Annotated in this window: 8 protein-coding genes and 1 pseudogene; 7 read left to right on the top strand and 2 right to left on the bottom strand. The window is 62.3% G+C overall.

The genetic code is table 11. From position 1 onward, the window contains the following. Positions 1 to 19: 19 nt before the first annotated feature. Entirely contained in the window at positions 20 to 2,095 is a 2,076-nt protein-coding gene (gene pbpC / locus ACINK1_RS01725; protein ID WP_376801795.1) for a penicillin-binding protein 1C, read from the bottom strand. After that, positions 2,092 to 7,290 (bottom strand): alpha-2-macroglobulin, encoded by a 5,199-nt coding sequence (locus ACINK1_RS01720; RefSeq protein WP_376801796.1) that lies wholly within the window; start codon positions 7,288 to 7,290, stop codon positions 2,092 to 2,094. Before ACINK1_RS01720 ends, pbpC begins: the two co-directional genes overlap by 4 nt. A 138-nt stretch (positions 7,291 to 7,428) precedes the next feature. Between ACINK1_RS01720 and ACINK1_RS01715 the strand changes: the two are divergent. From ACINK1_RS01715 to ACINK1_RS01685, 7 genes and pseudogenes are all read left to right on the top strand, one after another. Continuing rightward, positions 7,429 to 7,651: pseudogene (locus tag ACINK1_RS01715) on the top strand (TRAP transporter large permease subunit); the annotation flags it as partial. A 2-nt stretch (positions 7,652 to 7,653) separates the two neighbouring features. After that, positions 7,654 to 8,988, top strand: a complete 1,335-nt coding sequence (locus ACINK1_RS01710) for a malonyl-CoA decarboxylase (RefSeq protein WP_376801797.1) — start codon at positions 7,654 to 7,656, stop codon at positions 8,986 to 8,988. 47 nt (positions 8,989 to 9,035) lie between these two features. Next, positions 9,036 to 10,559, top strand: coding sequence for a malonyl-CoA synthase (locus ACINK1_RS01705; protein WP_376801798.1), 1,524 nt, complete (start codon positions 9,036 to 9,038; stop codon positions 10,557 to 10,559). Between the two features lie 286 nt (positions 10,560 to 10,845). After that, a complete protein-coding gene (locus tag ACINK1_RS01700) occupies positions 10,846 to 12,171 on the top strand; it encodes a glycosyltransferase family protein (protein WP_395759956.1) in 1,326 nt (441 codons plus the stop codon). Further along, entirely contained in the window at positions 12,168 to 13,421 is a 1,254-nt protein-coding gene (locus ACINK1_RS01695; protein WP_395759955.1) for a glycosyltransferase, read from the top strand. The genes ACINK1_RS01700 and ACINK1_RS01695 overlap by 4 nt, the downstream gene beginning before the upstream one ends. Beyond that, positions 13,421 to 14,578 (top strand): glycosyltransferase family protein, encoded by a 1,158-nt coding sequence (locus ACINK1_RS01690; protein ID WP_376801801.1) that lies wholly within the window; start codon positions 13,421 to 13,423, stop codon positions 14,576 to 14,578. Before ACINK1_RS01695 ends, ACINK1_RS01690 begins: the two co-directional genes overlap by 1 nt. Before the next feature lie 130 nt (positions 14,579 to 14,708). Beyond that, positions 14,709 to 17,396: an ABC transporter transmembrane domain-containing protein gene (locus tag ACINK1_RS01685; protein WP_395759954.1), complete on the top strand. Its 2,688-nt coding sequence runs from the start codon at positions 14,709 to 14,711 to the stop codon at positions 17,394 to 17,396. Positions 17,397 to 17,509: the final 113 nt, after the last annotated feature.

Here is a 17,509-nt window from a genome sequence, read left to right as displayed (position 1 = left end):
TGCAGCGGGTCAAGTGTGCTCAATCGAGGCGGATTCTCACCGACGCGCTCGCCCCGCTGCGATCATTGACCGAGATGCGGACGAAGCCAGGCCCACGCGGCAGCCATTCGGCGCTGCGGCGGATGTCGTCTCCGGGCAATGGCACGCCATCGACGAACCATTGCAGCGGCGTCACGCCGCCCGCACCCTTGAGAAGGATCGGCTCGTCCGGATTGCGTTCCAGGCGGGAGCCGTCGGGCGGGAAGGCGACGCTGAGGCGTGCTTCGCCCAACGTTCCGCCATGGGACTGGCTGAAGCGATAAGCAGCCTGACCAAACGCACGCAAAGGCGGGGGAAGGGACGCGTTCGTCACCGACAGCGCGCCGTCTGGCGGCGCTGGCAGATCGCCGGCGCGCGGCAATCTGGCGAAGGCTTCAAACAATAGCGGCGCTGCGGCGCCGCGCCCGGTCAGGCCGGAAACCGCTCCGTTATCGGGGCGGCCAACCCATACGGCAATCGTCGTCTGCCGGGTGAAGCCAACCGCCCAGGCGTCGCGAAAACCATAGGACGTCCCTGTCTTGAAGGCGAACTGCCCGCCCAGCATGCCATCGGGCGGTGGTGCCTGACGCAGGATGTCGGCGACATAAAAGGCAGCGAGAGGGTCGCTCAGGCGCTGCTCGATCACCGGATCGCTGGCCTGCGAGCGAAGCGCGATGGTTGTGCCGCCGCGCGCCAGTCCGCTATAGAGCCGCGCGAGATCGCTCAAACTCATCCCCAGCCCACCCAGACCAACGGCAAGACCGGGCACGGTGCCGTTTGGCAGGATTGTGGCCGCGCCTGCCGCGTTGAGGCGTGACAGGAACCGCTGGGGTGTCAGACGTTCGAGAAATTCAATCGCCGGAAGATTAAGCGATTGTTGCAATGCCTTGCGCACGCTGAGCGTGCCCTGGTGGCCACGGTCGAAATTGACGGGAGCGTAGGCACCGTAGCGCTGTGCCTCATCGCTCACCAGCGTCTCGGGGTGAGCAAGCCCCTCATCGAAGGCAAGAGCGTAGATGAACGGCTTCAGCGTCGAGCCGGGCGAGCGCAGCGCCAGCGTCATGTCAACCGCGCCAGCACGGGTGCGATCAAGATAGCCAGCGGATGCCACATGGGCACGGAGCGCGCCGCTGCCATTATCAAGGACGATGATGGCAGCTGATAATTTCGGTCCCAGACTTGCCACCCGCTCGGCAATGAGCGCTTCAAGGCTCACTTGCAGAGATTTATCGATCGTCGTGATGATCTGCTGCGAACCGAACGTGGAGGACATCAGACGTTCGGCCAGATGGGCGGCGTGAAGGGGTATGGCGCGGCGTGATACGGGTATGACCTCATCGGCGGCGGCGGCGATATCGGCGCTGCTGACGGCACCCAGCCGCTCGAGCCGGCGCAAGACACGCTCTCGCGCCTGGCGCGCGGCGGCTACCGCCTGATCGGGGCGGCGTGCCTCGGGGTTTTGCGGCAGCGCGACCAGCAGGGCCGTTTCACCGATACTGAGCCGGCGCGGCTCCTTGCCGAAATAGGCGAGGCTTGCGGTGCGCAACCCTTCCAGATTGCCGCCATAGGGCGCAAGCGTCAGATAGAGGCGCAGGATGTCCCGCTTGCTCAGGCGCGCCTCCAGCGCCAGCGCATGCAACATCTGGTGCAATTTAGCCGTCAGACTGCGCTCCGGGCGCGGTTCAAGCAGGCGGGCAAGCTGCATGGTGATGGTCGAGCCGCCGGACACCACTCGCCCGCGCCACAGGCGCTGGAAGCCAGCGCGGATCAGTGCCAGCGCATCGATGCCGCTATGGGAATAAAAACGCCGATCTTCATAGGCGATCAGTAATGCGAGGAAACGCTGGTCAATGGCCTCAACATCCACGGGCAGGCGCCATTTGCCATCATTGGTGAGGAAGGGACGAAGCAGCTCGCCGTGACGATCAAGGACAAGTGTTGACAGATTGCTGGCCGGCGCGAGGGATGGCGGGGCAAGCTGACGGATGGCAAAGCGCGCAGCGGGCGGCGCGGCAAATCCGAGCAGCAGCACTGCAGCGCACAGCGCAAGACTGTTCCTTGCCCGCCGGCTGATCATGGCGCGATCGTCACCTCGACAGTGCCGGCGGCCGTTCGGGCGAAGCGGTCGGGATGATACATATCCTCGAGGCTGGCACCGGGATGAGCGAAGCGACCGGGCGCTACGGCGCGCACGATATAGGCCACCGTGAATTCGGCCGGCTGCCCATCATTGCGATCGAACGCGGCGATAAAACGATCATCGCGAAACTCCTTGTAGACGGCGTCGGGCGCGTTATCGCCAGCTGGCGTGCCGGTCAGTTTGGCGCTGTCAACGAGTGTCGGACTGTCGATTTCAAAACCCGCCGGCAGCGGATCGGTGATGAGCAGATGGGCAAAGGGCGGGTCCGGGTCGGTGACCTTCAGGAGAACCACCAGCCGGTCGTTCTGGCGAACCGATTTCGGATCAACCTTGGTGCCATCGAGACGGACATAGCTGCGCTCAAGTTTCAACTCGCCTGTCGTCGCAGGCTCTGGTGTCAGGGGTGAACCGGTGATGGTCAGGGTTGCCGGCAAGGGCGTGGCGGTGCGATTGACGAGCGTTATTCTGCCCGCCGTGAGATCGTCGGCCAGGTAGCGGCGTGCCAGCGGTCCCTGATAGGCTGTTCCCTGCAAGGAAAAAGCGAGGGGATTGCCGGCCTCGCGCGCGGCGCGTGCGGCCAACGTGATCCACATATGCTCCTGCGTTGACAAAGTACGCCGCGCGCCGCGCGCCTTGTCGACGGCGCTCAAGGTGCGCTGGAGCGCGCGCGCCGGCAGACCCGATTCACTGATGAGGGTGGCGAGCGCTGCGCCGTCGCGCAACGTCGAGCCGTAATCATTGCGCCCCGGCTCATCGCCATTGACGTCCTCAAGCTCATCGACCGCCTTGGTGAAAAGCGGCTCGGCGCGCCGGCGATCGCCCAGAAGGGCAAGGGCTGCTGCGACCTGGCCACGGCCGAGAGCCGACAGGCTGTCATTTGCGTCCGTATCGGCAAGATAGCGCAGATCACCGATCACCGGGCGGCCATTGCGGGCGAGCACATAGAGTGCGTAGGCGATGGCGTCATCGGCGCGCTCGCCCTGATTGACGGTGGCGTTGCGCAGGCGATCCAGAACGAGAGCGAACGCGTTTGCGGGTACCGCGATACCACGTTCCCGGGCGCGCGTGAGAAAGTCTCCCACCAGCGCATCAAGCCACAGATCGCTGCCGCCCGCGCTCCACAGCCCAAACGATCCGTTGGCTGCCTGACGACCGAGAATGCGATCGATGGCAAGACGCACCATATCGTCTTGTGCGCCAGGGCCGGCGCCGGGCTGCGACAGGTAGAGAAGAGGCAGGGCACGGGATACGGATTGCTCGGTGCAGGCGAGCGGATAGCGGGCAAGCGCCTCGAGCGAGGACGCATCGTCAAGTGCCGGATAAGATGCAACCGAGAGGTTGACCGCGCCGGTGCCCGGAACAATATCTGTCAGGAGTTCGCTGCCGAACTCGAGCGAGCCGTTGGGCGGAATGGAGCGCAGGATACGCTGGGCAATAACCGCATTTGCCGGGCGTAAGGGCAATTTGAGGTCGGCTGCTGAGCCGATGCCGTTTGGCCCGGTGAGGGTGAAGGTGAAATCGGCTGAGCCGATCCCCTGAACCGTGATGGGCATGGTCATGGCCGTATGCCCACCGGCTGTCAGTTTAAGGATGTGCGGGCCAGCGCCCGTGGCAAGACGCACCGGGCCGTTGGTCGTGACGGTGAGCCGGTAATCGCCGGCGGGGCCCTCGACATTATTGACTTCGACAAGCAGGCGCGAGCGATCACCGACTGCCAGAAAGCGCGGGGCTGACACGGTTATGGCCAGCGGATCGCGGACGATCACATCGGCAGACGCATGGCCCAGCCGATTCTTGCTCCACGCCAGCGCCATCACCCTCATGCTGCCGGTAAAGGCCGGCAGATCGAACGTGACGGTGGCCTGGCCGTTGGCATCGACCTTGACGATACCGCTGAAGAGGGCAAGCGGGGCTTGCGTCGGCGGGCTTGCCTGCAGCCCCTCGCTGTTGCCATCGCCACCGGAGCGCAATCGCCCGCGATTACCCTGCATGCCGTCGATGAGATAGCCATAGATATCGCGGAATTCGGTGGCAAGCAGGCGCTGCCCGTAATAATAGGCGTTGGCGTCGGGCGCCTTGTAGCCGGTGAGGTTGAGGATGCCGATATCAACGGCAGCCAGCGTCACGAACGCTTCCTCTCCCGGCGTAAGGTCAAGCTTCAGAGGAATCGTCAGCTTCTGGCGCGGACGGACGACAGCAGGCGCATCAATCGTCACGGGGAGTGCGCGCGCTGTCGTGTCGAGGGAAAGCCAGCGCACGCCGATGGCGCGGCCGGGCTGGCGGCGCTGGGCCTCGTCAAGCGGGCGGATGGCTGTCAACACCGCATAGGTCCCCACGCCCCATGCCGCATCGGCAACGATATCAATGGTATTGGCGCCGCGCGCCAGCTTGATGTTACGGATTGAATGAATGCGCTCGCCGGCGAGATAGAGCGTGGCCTCGGCATCGTTGCGGGCGGTGACGCGCAGTTTCACGGTATCGCCAGGTGCGTAGGCCGGTTTGTCGGCCGCGACCTCGAGGGTATCGGGGGCATCGGGCGCCTGGCCGCCGGCAATGCCGGCATAAAAGGTGATGCTGGTTGCCGCTTCGCCCGGTTTGGCCGAGAGGACGTCAAGGCGATAGGTGCCCCATTCGACGCGGGCGGAAATGCGCGCCGGCTTATCGGCAGCGATGGCGATCTCGCCATCGGCAACGCGGCGTGCTGCCGTCACCTTGTCAAAGCTCCAGCGGCCATCAATGCGGAACCACTGGAAGCGGACGTCGATGCGCGACAGCTGCCATTTGAGGCCAGCGCTTGCCGCCAGCCGCCCTTCTGCACCAAGATAGGCGACGTCGAAAGTGGCGACCTCTCCTTCGCCGATCGTGTCGCCGAAAAGCGGTCTGATGCCGATCCATGGGCGCGGTTCGGCCAGCGCCAGCGACAGCTTGCGTTCAACGCCGCGTCCACCGGCCTCAACGAGGCGGATGAGCGCTTCAACCTTCATCGGTCGGACTGACGGCGGAGTATCGGGCAGGGCAAGAGCAAAGGATGCCTTGCCGGCAGCATCTGTCGTTGGCAGATCGGCGAGCGGCTGGCGCTGGACGAGGACTTCTTCGTCCAGCAGGCCCACCTTGTAGCCGGCAAGTGCGGCAGGTGGTGCCTCGGCGGGTGAGATGATCGTCTCGCCGTCGAGCGACAGGCCGGCGGCGGGGGCGCCAAACAGCCAGCGCCCGGCAATGTCGATGCGGGCGGGCGCGTCGCGTGATGTCTCGGGGCGCGGGCTCGATAATGCCAGTTCGAGGCGGTCGGGAACGTAATCTTCCACCAGAAACGTCGTCTGCCCGACAGGCGGGCGTTTAGGGTCGCCGTAAACCTTGAGGCGATAGGTTCCCGTCATCGCGCCTGGTGTGAGGTCATAGCGCCAGACGCGCCCGCCCGCCCCGCCATCCTCGGCCAGAATACGCCGAGCCTCGACGCCATCAGGGCGCTCGATGACGAGATGGATCGGGATATCCGTCCTGGCATTGGCGCCGTCATCGCGCAGCAGGGCGGTGACGTGCACGCTTTCGCCGGAGCGGTAGACGCCTCGCTCGGTGACAACAAACGCGTCGAGAGCGCCAGGCGCCGCGCGCCCGCCAACGCCACGATCGGTGAAGTCAAAGGCAGTGGCCTGCAAATTGATGAAGGCGTAATCGCCGTCTTTCTCGGCAATCAGGAGAGCCGGGGCATCGCCGCCCTCGCCATTGACGAGGCCGGCGGAAAATTGCGCTGCACCTGTTGCGTCGCTGCGCGTGGTTGCCAGCACCTCATTGTTGAGGGCGATGAGGCGCAGCGTCGCGCCCGCCAGGGGTGCGGCGGTGGCGAGCGAGCGAACAGAGGCTGCCAGGCCGTCATCATTGAGCGCGGTCGACAGGCCAAGATCGGACACAACGAACCATTGCGTCGCCTGCGTTTCATAATCGCTGTCATCGCTCGTCAGATCAGGGCGCTGCGCCACCATGATGTAGAGGCCGGGTTTCAGCGTGGTGCCGAGGGCCTCATTGACGGCGACAGCGGTTGTCACTTCCTCGTTCAGACGATTTTCCGTCGTGAGTTTTCCCTGCCACACCTGTTGCCCGTGTTCCTGGCCAACCGCGCGGGCACCTGAGCCGGTCAGGGCGCCGAGGAAGCCATCAGCCAGCACGGCCTGGGCAAGCGAGCGGTCACCGTACCGGTAGAAGGTGACGGCAACCTCGCTGAGATTGATGGTGACGAGGGGGATGCCGGTCTGGCCAGTGCGCGGCAGGATATAGTTGCGGCCGGTGAAGCGAACGGACGGGGTGCGATCGCGGACGTATAAGGTGTACTCGGCGGGTCGGCGCAGCACTTCGCCGATGGCAGCCGGAATGCCCTGGCGCAACGTGATCTGATAGCGCTCACCATGTTTCAGCCCGTCGACGCATAGCTGCGGACCCTCGACCGTCACCCCGCCGGGCAAGCCGCCCGGCATCGAGACGAAGGGCGTTGCATCAAATTTTTTCGGCAGGTTTTCGGAGAACTGGAAACAGGCGCGCGGCGAGGCAGCGTCCGCATCGACCTGATAGTCGAGCAGGCGAAAACCATGCTGGGTCTCAAGCTCCTCGTAGGCTGCACGCAGTGCCGTGTCGTCGCGGATCTCCAGGCTTTTCTTCAGCGCGTCAAGCGCCGGCCGCCACAGGCTCTGACCGGCAAGGGCACGCCCGAGAACCGCCAGCGCGCGCGCCTCGTCCTGAGGGGCGGTGGCACGTTGATAGGCGAGATAGGCAAAGGCGGTGACACGTGACTGCAGATCGAGCCTTTCGCTGTAATTGTCGCGGGCATCAATACGCCCGTAAGCGTCAGACAGGCGCAGCAGCAGGCTGATATTGGTGCGGTCGAGATTGGCGGCGGCTGCGAGTGCTTTGGCGGCGGCGCGCTGGTCGTTACGGGCGAGTGCGGCGTCACCATCGCGCAGCCATTGGGCGAGCGGCCTGGTGCCGGGATCGGCTTCGGTTCTCATCCGGCTTTCATATTTCAGCGCGGCGGAGGCGAGGCTGGCGTGTACGAAACGCTTGTCGGCAAGCGCCGGGACAACGAGAAGCAATACGAGACTCAGTTGCGCGACAAGGCGCATGATGAAGGAGGGTGCTGCCATTTTCCGTGTCTCCGCTGAGCCGCCGCCTGTCACACTACTATACAATCACGACGCTGTAACAGCTGTGTGATCATCCGCCGCTTCCGGCTGAAAATGGCATCGCCATCCTGCCGCAGGTTTCGCAAGCCCGCAGGGTTGGGGCCGGCCATGGTGATTGTCATGGAAATGGGCTTGATCCATTCGCCGGTTGGGCTCACTATAGTTATGATCAGGAACGTCGTGCCCGATATCCCTTTGGGCGACGTGATCCGGGGACACTTTCCCGTTCATTCTGCTGATGATGGTGGCCCTCGTTATCGTCTGCTTCTTTCCGCAGGTCGCGACCGGGCTGCCTAATCTGGTACTTGGTCCAGGGCGATAAGCATGAATTTTGTCAGCGATCTTCTCGCAACAGTGACCGAGCGCGGCAGACGATGGGTCGGTCTGGCGCGCGAGGAACGTCCGCCGGCAACCGGCGCTGATCTGGCCGCTCTTGCCGCGACATTGCTGTCGCGGCGCGGCGAAGCGTCGGGCGTGGCGCTGGCACGGCGCGTCCTGGATGGATATCGCACGCTGGATGACGCCGAAAAAACAGTTTTCCTGGCGGCGATCGCCGATCAGTTCGATGCTGATCACGACCGCCTGCAGAGAGCCATCGATGCGTGGACCAAGGATCCTTCAACGGCGAACGCCGCTGAGCTCCATCATGCTGCGGAGCCGCGCCGGCAGGAGCTGATCCGCCGCCTCAATCTGGCGCCGGGGGGAACGGCGGCGCTGGTCATGATGCGTGATGATGTGCGCGCCCGGCTTGACAAGATCGCGGGACTTGCAGTTCTCGACAATGATCTGGTCCATTTGCTGTCGTCTTGGTTCAACCGGGGGTTTCTGGTAGTGCGACGGATCGACTGGTCGACGCCGGCCAATATCCTCGAAAAGATCATTCGCTATGAAGCTGTGCATGCCATTCAGGGCTGGCAGGATTTGCGCGGCCGCCTCGAACCGGAAGATCGTCGCTGCTATGCCTTTTTCCATCCGCAGCTGGCCGATGAGCCGCTGATTTTTGTCGAAGTGGCCCTGACACGCGATATTCCCGCCGCGATTGCTCCGTTGATTACGACCGAGCGCCCGATTGTGCCGGCCGAGGAGGCGGCGACGGCCGTCTTCTATTCCATTTCCAATTGTCAGCGCGGGCTTGCGGGCATTTCCTTTGGCTCCTTCCTGATCAAGCAGGTGGTCGAGGAATTGCGCCGCGAACTGCCGGGGCTCAAAACCTTTGTCACCCTGTCTCCTGTCCCGGGCTTTGCGGCCTGGCTGGGCGAGGCAGGCACCGCTGCCCTTCCCGCGCCACTCCGCGCAGCGCTCGAGGGTCTCGAAGATCCGCTGTGGCATGAAGACGAGGCGGCTGCAGCGCGCCTGCGCGAACCGTTTCTGAAGGCTGCGGCCTTTTATCTGGCGCGGGCCAGGAATGGGCGCGGCAAGGTGATTGATCCCGTTGCCCGGTTTCATCTTGGCAATGGCGCCCGTCTCGAGCGTCTGAACTTTCTAGGCGATCGCTCGCCGCGCGGGTTGCGGCATGCGTATGGTCTGATGGTCAATTATCTTTATGATCTCGAGGCGATCGAGACTAATCATGAAGCGTTTTTCGAACGAGGAACGGTCGCGACCAGTAGCGTGGTTCGAAAAATACTCGGGCCCGAAATCGCGGATGCCCGGCCGTAAGCGTCCCAGGTCAGAGGGGCCGAAACCCATTTCAGCAGGTATGAAAAATGGATAATCTCTTTTCGCTCATTCGTGACCGTATGCCCTCGCACGACCGGGCTTTCATGACGCTGGCAAGCGGCAAGGTGTACACCTATCGCGACCTGCTGGCTGAAAGCGGCCGCCTCGCCAACACTCTGGTCACTCTGGGCGTGAAGCCCGGCGATCGGGTGGCGGTCCAGATCGACAAGTCGCCGGAAGCGGTATTCCTGTATGTTGCCTGTCTGAGGGCTGGCGCAGCGTTTCTGCCGCTCAATACGGCTTATACGCTGGCCGAGCTTGATTATTTCGTCGGTGATGCCGAGCCTGCGGTCATTGTCTGTCGCCCGCAGATCCACGCCGAGGTGGCGGCACTTGGCGCGCGACACAAGGTTCTTGTCTGCGAGACGCTGGGTGGCGATGGCAAGGGTACGCTGATCGACAAAGCGGCGGGTGCTGGCAGCGCATTTGACGATGTCGTCCGTGAGCCCGATGATCTTGCGGCCATTCTCTACACATCCGGAACGACGGGGCGCTCAAAGGGTGCAATGCTGACGCACCGCAACCTGTCGTCCAATGCGCTCACACTGGTCGAGACATGGCGTTTCACGGCGGACGACGTGCTGCTGCACGCTCTGCCCATCTTTCATACTCACGGGCTTTTCGTTGCCATCAACTGCGTGCTGATGTCGGGCGCGTCCATGCTGTTCCTGCCGCGCTTTGACGGTGACGAGGTGATGGCACTGCTGGCGAAAGCCAATGTGATGATGGGTGTGCCGACCTTCTATGTGCGTCTGTTGCAGCATGCTGGCCTGACGCCTGAAGCGACCCGTCATATGCGGCTCTTTGTATCGGGTTCAGCCCCGCTTCTGGCCGAAACGCACGATGCGTGGCGCCAGCGTACCGGTCACGCCATTCTCGAGCGCTACGGCATGACCGAAACCGGTATGATCACCTCAAATCCCTATGTCGGGGATCGTATCGCCGGAACGGTCGGGTTTCCGCTCACTGATATCGACGTGCGGGTTGCCGATGACAAGAGCGCCACCGTTCTTGGCCAAGGCGAGGTAGGCGTCCTTGAAGTGAGAGGCCCCAACGTCTTTTCCGGTTACTGGCGGATGCCGGAGAAGACCAAGGCCGAGTTCCGTGATGATGGTTTTTTCATTACCGGAGACGTCGGCAAGATTGATGCTCGCGGCTATATCCACATCGTCGGGCGGGCGAAGGATCTGGTGATCTCGGGGGGCTATAATGTTTATCCCAAGGAGATCGAAAGCGAGATCGACGGCCTTGAAGGCATTCTCGAAAGCGCGGTCATCGGTATTCCCCACCCTGATTTTGGCGAGGGGGTGACGGCGGTCTGCGTACGCAAGCCAGGCGCCACGATCAGCGCGGATACCATCATCCAGGTGCTCGGCAAGACACTGGCCAAATACAAGCTTCCCAAGCATATCGAGTTTGTCGACGAATTGCCGCGCAACGCCATGGGCAAGGTGCTGAAAGGTGAATTGAGAACCCGGCTGGCCGCGATCTACAGCGGGTCAGCCGGTTAGTGCGCTATTTTATTTCTTTCAAGAACAAATACTTATCTTATCTCTATGGACGAGCTGCGGCGCTCCCCGCCGGGGTCGTAGCATTCCCGATGCAGGCCATCGTCGGCGCCCAAAGCTTGACTCGGCGACGGGTTGATGGCTGCGTGCTGTGATCGTGTGCGTGAGGCGACAGGCACGTTGGGGCAATTGCATGACAGTCCGGCAACGGGATCAACATCCGGCGATGGTCACCAGCGGCGGGCTGTGTCGGCTGCCGATAGACCGCTGAGACCAGGACGGATTGGTTATGCTCACCCGTCCACCACCGACCGCCGAAAGCGCAACCTCACATGCGAGTGCGGACGGCGATCCTGCGGGTGGTCCGGGTAACGAGCCCGTCATCACTCCGGAGCGGGCACGTCGGCTCGATCATGCGCGTATTCTCATTTATAGTCATGACACGTTCGGGTTGGGTCATCTGCGCCGCTGCCAGGCGATTGCCCATGCGCTGGTCGATTCATTCAAAGGTCTCAGCGTCCTCATCATTTCCGGCTCGCCCATCGCCAGCTCCTTCGAGTTCAGGGCGCGAGTGGATTTCGTTAAAATTCCCAGCGTCATCAAAAACTATAATGGCGAATACACATCGCTTGATCGCCATATCGACCTCACGCAGACGCTGGCGCTCAGGCGCTCCATCATTCTGCACACCGCGATGTCGTTTGATCCCGACATCTTCATCGTCGACAAGGAGCCGATGGGACTTCGCGGCGAAGTCGAGGAGACGCTCGCCCTTCTCGGCAGCCGTGGTTGTCTGAAGGTTCTGGGCCTGCGTGATGTGATGGATTCACCCCGTCTTCTCGAACGGGAATGGGCGCGCAATGATCTGCTGACCAAGATTGATCGCCATTATGATGACATCTGGGTGTATGGGCCGGAGGATTTCTGGGATCCGTTCACCGATCTTCCCGCTTCAGCAGCGTTGCGGAGCCGTCGCCTTTTCACCGGATTTTTGCGCCGGGAAGTGCGTGACACGGCGCCGGATATCGCCTGGCCGGATAACATGCTGGTCGTCACTGCGGGCGGGGGTGGTGATGGTTCTCAACTGATGGCGCAGGCGCTTGCCGCCTACGAACACGATTCCACATTGACCCATCCGCTGGTTCTTGTCCTCGGCCCCTTCATGGCGACCGACGAGCGCAAGGATATTTCGCAAAAAGCCGGCCATAATCCCCATGCGCGCGTGATTGATTTCGAGGCGCATCTGCTATCGCTCATGCGCGCTGCGAGCGGTGTTGTCAGCATGGCGGGTTACAATACGTTTTGTGAAATCCTGTCGCTTGACCAGAGGGCGCTCTTCGTGCCGCGCGTCGCGCCGCGCGAGGAACAGCTGATCCGTGCCACACGTGCCAACGCGCTTGGACTTGGTGCTGTCCTGCATCCTGACGCGGCGAATGATCCGGGCCTCCTTGCCGCAGCACTTCATGAGCTGCCAACGCGCCCACGTCCCTCCGAGGCACTCAAGGCGGTTGATATGGACGGCCTTGAGCGCATCTGCGACCGGATTGCCAGTTATTTTTCCGACAGAAGCCAGCAAGCCGTGGCCTCGTTGAAGCAACGCCGGGACGACGATTGACCATTTCCGTCGCCTTCATCCTCAAAGGCTATCCGCGCCTTTCCGAAAGCTTCATCGCTCAGGAGATTTTCGGCCTGGAACGGGCCGGCATGGCCATCCGCATTTTTTCGATGCGCCGGCCAACCGACAGCCGCATCCATCCGATCCATCGCGCCATCATGGCGCCGGTCGTTTATCTGCCGGAATATCTTTATCAGGAGCCCTGGCGCGTGGTGCGGGCGCTGTGGCGCGTCAGCCGGCGCGCCGGCTTCAGCGCCGCCCTTCGTGCCATCCTTGCCGACCTGCCGCGCGATCCCTCGCCCAACCGTTTTCGTCGTTTCGGTCAGGCAGCCGTTCTGGTCGACGAGCTTGGTGCGGATGTCGTGCATCTCCATGCGCATTTCATCCACACACCAGCGTCGGTCGGGCGCTACGCCTCGCTGATGAGCGGGCTTGCGTGGAGCGCTTCGGCTCATGCGAAAGATATCTGGACGTCGCAACCCTGGGAGCTGCGACAGAAGCTGGACAGCGCCCGCTTCAGCGTTACCTGCACGAAGGTCGGGTACGAGACGCTCTGCGCCCTGTCGTCACGAGCGGATGCGGTTCATCTCGTCTATCACGGCCTTGATCTCGAGCGTTTTGCAGCAGGTCGTGCCGCTCCTCAGGCGCCTGACGGCAGCGATCCGGCGCGCCCGGTGCAACTGCTGTCGGTTGGCAGGGCGGTTGACAAAAAAGGCTATGACCTCCTTCTCAAGGCGCTGGCCGGCCTGCCAGCCTCCGTGAACTGGCGGTTCGAGCACATCGGCGGAGGCGAGGGGCTTTCGCGGCTGAAGGGGCAGGCTGCGGCGCTGGGCCTGCAGGATCGCATCATCTGGCATGGCGCCCGCGACCAGATCGAGGTGCTTGCCGCCTATCGCCGCGCCGATCTGTTTATCCTGCCATCCCGGATCGCCGAGGATGGCGATCGTGATGGCCTGCCAAACGTTCTGATGGAAGCGCAAAGCCAGGGGGTGGCGTGCCTGTCGACAGCCGTCTCGGGCATACCTGAACTCATTCTCGATGGCGAAACCGGTGTGCTGGTGGCGCCAGGCGATGCGCCGGCATTGACGGCGGCCCTGCAGATGCTGATTGCGACACCGGCGCGACGCGCGGCATTGGGCGCGGCTGGCGAGAAGCGTGTCCGACATGTCTTTGATCATCGTCGCGGGCTCATGACCCTGCTTGGTCTGTTTCGCGACTGCGGCGTGCCGCTTGCTGCGATTGATCAGTGATGACGGTGCGGGTTTTCTTCTTCGTGCAAAACCTGCTGGGCATTGGCCATGTGGTGCGCGCTGCCCGTCTGGCACGCGCCATGTGCGACAAAGGCATCGAGGTGACGGTTGCCAGCGGCGGCGTACCCGTCGAGGGGCTTGATTTTTCTCCCGCTCATGTTGTGCAGTTGCCGCCACTGAAAGCCGGGCCCGGGGGATTTAGCGATCTGCGTCTGGCTGACGGGGCGCCCCTTGATGATCATCACCGCGATCTGCGCCGGGATGCGCTCCTTGCGGCCTTTGCCAGCAGCAATGCCGATATCCTGCTGATCGAGGCCTTTCCTTTCGGGCGGCGCGGGCAGCGTTTCGAATTGCTGCCGCTCCTTGCCGCAGCGCGCCAGAGGCAGAACAATGTTCTGATCGTCTCGTCTGTCCGCGATATTCTGCAGGGTGGTCGATCACCCGCACGCCGGCAGGAGATGCTCGATCTCGTCCACTCGTCCTTTGACCTCGTCCTCATCCATGGCGACGGCGCGGTAACGCCCTTCGACCAGAGTTTTCCCGAGGCAGACGACATTCGCGACAAGCTTGCCTATACCGGGCTGGTCGGGCCGGAAGCGGTGCCGCTTGAGGATATTCCGAGCCATGATGTGATCGTGGCAGCTGGCGGCGGCAGTGTCGGCGGGGCACTGCTTGAGACCGCGATTGCGGCGCGGGCCATGTCATGCATGAAAGATGCGCGATGGCTGGTGGTGGCGGGTCCCTATCTGCCGGGCGATGTCTTCGCCCGCCTTGACGCATCGTGCCGGACACAGAACATCGATCTGGTGCGCTTTGTGGGTGATCTTCCGCAACGCTATGCCAGGGCGCAGCTCGCCATTTCGCAGGCTGGATACAACACGGTTGCCGATGTGCTCACCGCTGGCTGCCGGAGCGTGCTTGTGCCGTTCACCGCGGCAGGGGAGAGCGAACAGAACGAGCGCGCGCAATCTCTCGCGAGGCGAGGCCTTGCAAACCTGCTGGATCCAGAGAAACTGACCAGTGCAGCGCTTGCTGATGTGATCGACAAGACGATGCGCCAGCCGCATGGCGCGCAGCGCATCGTTTTGAACGGGGCGGCGCGGACGGCCGAGATTCTGCTTGAGGCGCTGGTTGCGCAGCGAGCCCGTCCGCGTTGACAGAATGATTTGACCGATTAGGGTCCAAACCGATTGGGCTCGGCGCGTCAGTGTCCTCAGGCGTGCACGATCCGCATTGTGCCGTGCACCTTATGTTTTCCTTTTGCCAAACCGCCAGCCGGGAGCGTTGATGAACGAGATCGATCCGCGTCTTTTCCGCTATATTTGGCGGTACAGCCGGCGCGACCAGCTCGTCATTCTGGTGCTGATCCTGCTGCAACTGCCCTTCTTCTTCGCCACCCTCGAACTGCCCAAACGCATCGTCAACGAGGGTATCCAGGGCGGAGCGTTCCGCGATGGCCAGCTGACGGCAAATCTGCTCAGCTTTTCAATCGATCTGCCTGATTTTCTCGGAGGCTGGTCGGTTCCGGTTTTCTCCGGCTTCCTCTTCAATCAGCTTCATTATCTGCTCGTCCTCAGCGGCATCTTTCTCCTGCTGACGCTTATCAATGGCTGGTTTCGCTATGAGATCAATCTGCGCAAGGGCGTGCTGGGCGAGCGCATGATGCGCCGTCTGCGCTTTGATCTGTTTGCGACGCTTCTGTGTTTTCGTCCCGAAGATATCCGGACCGTCAAGCCGGCTGAAGTCGCCAGCATGATCAAGGATGAGGTCGAGCCGATCGGCGGCTTTATCGGTGATGCGTTTGTGCAGCCGGCGATGCTGGGAACACAAGCCCTGACGGCGCTTGCCTTCATCATGATCCAGAGCTTGTGGCTTGGTCTGATGGCCGGTGGCATTGTTGCCGTGCAGGCTGTGATCATACCCTATCTGCGCAAAGAGCAGCTACGCCTGGGACGCGAACGGCAGCTGGCCTCGCGTGAACTGGCCGGGCGTATCGGCGAGATTGTCGATGCGGCGCCGGCAGTGCTGAGCCATGGGGTGCGTGAATATTCCCATGCCGAGATTTCGCAACGCCTAAGCGTTCTCTTCAATATTCGCGTCGCCCTTTACAATCGCAAATTCGCGGTCAAATTTCTCAATGCGCTGCTGTCGCAGATCACGCCGTTCTTCTTCTATTCGATCGGCGGTTATCTGGCACTGAAGGGCAGTCTTGATATCGGTCAGCTGGTGGCGGTGATTGCCGCTTATCGCGAGCTTCCAGCCCCGGTCAAGGAACTGATCGACTGGGATCAGCAGGCAGCCGATATGTCGATCAAATATGAGCAGATTGTCAGTCAATTCTCGCCAACCCGCCGCCTGGCGTCGCTCAATAGCGCGCCGGTTGATCTGCCATCGGTGAACCAGCCCATCCAGTTTGATGATGTCAGGGTCGCGGATGGCCGCGGCGCCGTCATGCTTGAGAGCATGAACGCGCGGATCGCGCGCCCGGGCACGGTGGCGCTGGTGGGGGCGGCTGGGTCGGGGCGCGACTCGCTTGCACGCATTCTTGGTCAGCAGATCAGCGGATATCGCGGAAAAGTCACCTGCGGAGCGACTGATTTTGCGCAAATGTCAAGTGAAAGCCTGGGGCGGCTTGTTGGCTATGTGGGTCCCGAACCCTATCTCATCAACGCCACCATCCGGCAAAATATCCTCTTTTCGTTACAACGGCATGGCGGGCAGGAAGCGTTCGACCCGAAGGATCGCGATGCGCGCGAGGCAAAGCGCGCGGGGTTGCCCTATTGGCGCAAGGACAATGACTGGCTTGATTACACATCTGTGGGCGATGAGGAGGTCCTTGACCTCGATAGCGCCGTCATTGCTGCGCTGCGTCTGGCGGGGGGAGCGGATGAGGTTTATTTCCTAGGCCTCGAGGGGCCGCTCGATATTGATCTCGACCATGCGCTTGAAGCCCGCATCGTTGCAGCACGTGCCAGCACGAGAGCGCGACTTGAAACGTCGGGCCTCTCCAAACTCATCACATTCTTTGATCCCGATGGCTTCAATCGCAATGCGTCGATTGCCGAAAATCTGCTTTTTGGCCTGCCGATCGGCGACAGGCTGGCCAATAACGACCTGTGTGCTGATCGCTACGTGCGCTCGATTCTCGAGGCCGAGGCCCTGGTCGACCCGTTGATCAATATCGGCCTGAGGATGGCGGAATTCACCATCGACATGTTTTCAAGCCTGCCGCCGGGCGGCGCGATCGTCGAGCGTATGTCATTTATCCGGGCTGCCGACATGCCGGATTTCCGGATGATGGTTGAAACCGCACAGGCGCCGCAAGGGCGCTCCCATCTGACATATGTGTGGCGCTTCAAACTGGTGGCTCTGGCGCTAGGATATTGCGAGGCCCGCCATCGCCTGGGCCTGGTCGATGACGTGCTCGTGGAGCGCATCTTGCGCGCACGCCGGAGTTTTTCACATTTTCTGCCGGCAAACTATGCGCGCTATATCGAATTCTACCGCCCCGATCGGGTCATTCGCGGCGCACCGCTGCGTGACAATCTGTTGTTTGGCCGGGTGAACGGCAGCGTTGCCAATGCCGAGCGCCGGGTGGCGGCATTCCTGTCGGATGTGCTGCGCGAGACGGGGCTCGAGGACGAAATTCTGCGCATCGGCCTGTCGACGCCATGCGGGCAGTCAGGCCGCTTGCTGACACCCACTCTGCGGCACGCGGTCAATCTGGCGCGCTCGCTTGTGAAGCGCCCGCAGATTCTGGTCTATGAAGCAGGCTACATCGCCCCCAATGCACACGAAAAAGTGGCCGGCCTCGCCCGGGCCCTGCCGGCGACCACGATTTTTGTCTCGCTTGACGAAGGTACTGACGCTGCGACCTACAGCACGATCATGCGCTTTGAGGGTGCGCGGCTGCAGCAGGTGACGCAGCCCGGCGGCAATGCGCAGGGTATGGATCTCGAGCAGGCTTCAGGGTGAAAGAATCCGCGTCCCGTCATGTTGCAGGCACCGAACCGCAATGAAGATTGCCAATATCAATTGGTGTTTCCGTTTACACCATTCTCTGTCATCCTGCCTTCGGGTTGGACGTT

The sequence above is a fragment of the Raskinella chloraquaticus (SeqCode) genome (assembly GCF_021731865.1).
Lineage (GTDB): Bacteria > Pseudomonadota > Alphaproteobacteria > Rhizobiales > UBA4765 > Raskinella > Raskinella chloraquaticus.
Note: the sequence above shows the minus strand (reverse complement) of the source record. Positions and strands in the feature narration are given on the sequence as shown.